The following is a 2,727-nucleotide window of genomic DNA, read 5'->3' as shown; positions in this document are numbered from 1 at the left end:
GAGGACATCGGGCACATATGTATAGAAGAGCAGGAAATGCACGGCATTCTCCGGACCTGGATGCGGCGTGCATGATATTTCAACGCTATGCTCCGCGCCGTGCGCGTCAGTTCCGCAACCTGGGTGCTGCTGCTGGTCCTGAGCATCCAGGCGATCGCGGTCGCGCAGGTCGGCGGCACCAGCGATGTCTCCGTTCAGGGCGCTTCTCCGACCGCACCGCCATCCGAAGAGTCGTCTGCCGGGCGCACGTTCCCGTATCTCGCGCCGGCGAACGTGCCGGCGTTTCCGCCGGCGCCGCGTCGCTATACACCACCAGACGGGTTCGCGGGCCACTCATGGGGCGATCTGCGTTCGGCCTTCACCCGGTTGCCGGAGGAGCCGGCCACCGTGCGCGCCGCATGGACTCATGGGCGGCGCGTGGGTGATGAATTGATATGTACGGGTCGAGGCGTGCAGCGCTGCACGGTCCAGGACTTCATCAACTCGCAGCGTACCCGGTGGTACGAGGGCGACGGTTTTCACGTGCTCTCCGAGTACATGATCGAGTCGCAGGGCTTTCGCCTGTCGGAAAGCGGCGTGTTGCTCCATCCGGTGGTCTACGAGTTCTGCGCCAACTGGCACGGCATGCGGCGCTTGATCCCCGAGAAGTTCGAAGAGTTGAACGAGTTCTGCGGCATGCGCCTGCTGTTCGAGACCGAAAGCCAGGCCGAACTGCGCAAGCTCCCGGAGGATCACGTCACGCAGTACGACCTGGTGCTGTCGGAGCTCATTTCCCGCTATGGCAAGCCGGCGAACTTCAGCTGGCGCGGCAAGGTGACGGTGGAGTCCGTCGAAGGACCGGCCGTGTTCACGCCGAGTGCTGACCGCAAGTTCAGCACCTGGCGCTGGTGCCCGGCTCCCCGCGATGGACTCATGACCCGCTGCGAAGCGAGCATCGTGCTGTCGATCGACCCGGACCTCGGTCGTGGCATCGTGCTGTTCGCGACGCCGGCGCTGTGGCAGTACGCATTCGCGCGCGAAAGCAGCGACGATTCAGCGCCGGATGCGCTCTACACCCTGATGCACGCGCTCTCCTTCAAACACCGCTCCGCCCTGGAGCAACGCAGGGAAGCCGAGCGCCAGGAGGCCGAAGCGAAGAGGGCGGCGCGGGCGAAAGCGCAAGCAGCCGGCGCGCCACAGGCCACGCCGGTCGAAACTCCCGCCGGTTCGAAATCTCGGGCAACCAGTACGCAGGGATCCCTGCCGTGAGGGCGGGGATCCGCGGGATGTCGATTGCCCTGGCAACGACACCCTTGGCCCTTGGTCAAACGGCGCCCGCAGCCATGGAAGAGACATCACTGCCCGCGGAAGCCGTGCAATACCTGCCAAAAGAGTCCGGCAGACCAAGGCCGGGCCGGTCAGGACCATCGGCAATGTCGCGATCAACGAAGCGTGACGTCCCATGATTCATTGCGCAGCGAATCGGACCCTGCCTGCCGGACTCGCGGCCCTGGCCGTCGCGATGGTGGCGCAAGGCCAGGTGACATCCGGAGCGCCATCGTCGCCCACCGTCGATCAGGCTCCGGCCGCGCAGTCCCGCCCGGCACCCAGGAAGAAGCGCGTCAAGTACGTGCCCCCGGAGGGATTCGGCGGTCACCACTGGGGTGAGCTCCGCTCGACCTTCACCCGTCTGCCGGCGAACCCGCTCGGCGTGGGTGCGGCCTTCACTCGGCCCGTGGAACGGCACTCGGAGTTCATCTGCAAACCGGTGTTCACCGAGTCCGCGCAGGGCTGCGACATGTACACCATGATCATGACGATGTCGAAGTCCTACGACGGTGGCGGCTTCTACGTGCTCTCGGAGTACAGCATCGAAGGCCAGGGATTTCGCTACGGCGAGGGCGAGCGCGGCATCCTGCTGCACCCCGTCGTGTACCAGTTCTGCGCCAACTGGGACGACACCAAGAAGGTCGTGCCCGCGGAGTTCGACTCGATCAACAAGTTCTGCGGCGTCCGGATGTTGTTCCAGAGCGAGACGGCCGAGCAGCTGCGCAAACTTCCCGCCGACCACGAGACCAGGTACGACCGCATGCTGTCCCTGTTGATGAAGCGCTACGGGAAGCCGGACGGATTCCTGAAACGCGGCCGCGTGATCATCGAAACGGAGCAGGGGGATGCGAGCGAGGTGCCGGATCGCAAGTTCAGAACCTGGCGCTGGTGCCCCGCGCCCGACCGGGAAATGCACACCAGCTGCAAGGCCAGCGTGGTGCTCACGCTGAATCCGGCCACGGGCGTCGGCACGGTGCTCTATTCGACGCCGCTGGTCTGGGAGTACGCCTACGCCCGCAAAAACGGCGGCTTCAGGGATGATCGACTGTTCAAGACGTTGCACGCCCGGAAGTGACCCGCCGCCCGCCTTGCCCCGCGTGGCGGAACGTCAGGTTGTAGCGGCACCCGCCGGTCACCGGGTGCAAGCCGGGCTTGATCGGCCGCACCGCGTGATACACCAGACGTGACGGGCCGCCCCAGACGAGCACGTCGCCATCGGCGAGCGGCACCGTGCGGCCCCGGCCGCCGCGCTTCAGCCCGTAGAACGCGAAGCTCGCCGGCAAGCCCAGCGACACCGAGACGATGGGCTGCGTGAAGTCCTGCTCGTCGGCATCGCGATGCGCCGTGAGCCGGCTGCCCGGCGAGTAGCGGTTCACGAGGCAGGCGTCCGGCGCGAACTCGGGGAAGCCGGCGAGCGCG

The 2,727-nt window shown here is 66.3% G+C and carries 3 protein-coding genes; 2 read left to right on the top strand and 1 reads right to left on the bottom strand.

What is annotated here, in order from left to right:
• Positions 1-99: 99 nt before the first annotated feature.
• Together VFM98_RS11310 and VFM98_RS11305 are read left to right on the top strand one after the other, a co-directional pair.
• Positions 100-1,248: a hypothetical protein gene (locus VFM98_RS11310; protein ID WP_325110021.1), complete on the top strand. Its 1,149-nt coding sequence runs from the start codon at positions 100-102 to the stop codon at positions 1,246-1,248.
• A gap of 193 nt (positions 1,249-1,441) precedes the next feature.
• Entirely contained in the window at positions 1,442-2,383 is a 942-nt protein-coding gene (locus VFM98_RS11305) for a hypothetical protein (protein WP_325110020.1), read from the top strand.
• On the opposite strand, the gene VFM98_RS11300 is transcribed toward VFM98_RS11305, so the two are convergent.
• A partial coding sequence (locus VFM98_RS11300) for an alpha-ketoglutarate-dependent dioxygenase AlkB (protein WP_325110019.1) occupies positions 2,358-2,727 on the bottom strand: 370 nt, incomplete at its 5' end. The genes VFM98_RS11305 and VFM98_RS11300 overlap by 26 nt on opposite strands.

This window comes from Ramlibacter sp. (assembly GCF_035706265.1).
Lineage (GTDB): Bacteria > Pseudomonadota > Gammaproteobacteria > Burkholderiales > Burkholderiaceae_C > Ramlibacter.
Note: the sequence above shows the minus strand (reverse complement) of the source record. Positions and strands in the feature narration are given on the sequence as shown.

Coding starts and splice junctions, on each gene's coding strand:
- VFM98_RS11305 (WP_325110020.1), top strand. CDS start 1,442: ATGATTCATTGCGCAGCGAATCGGACCCTGCCTGCCGGACTCGCGGCC.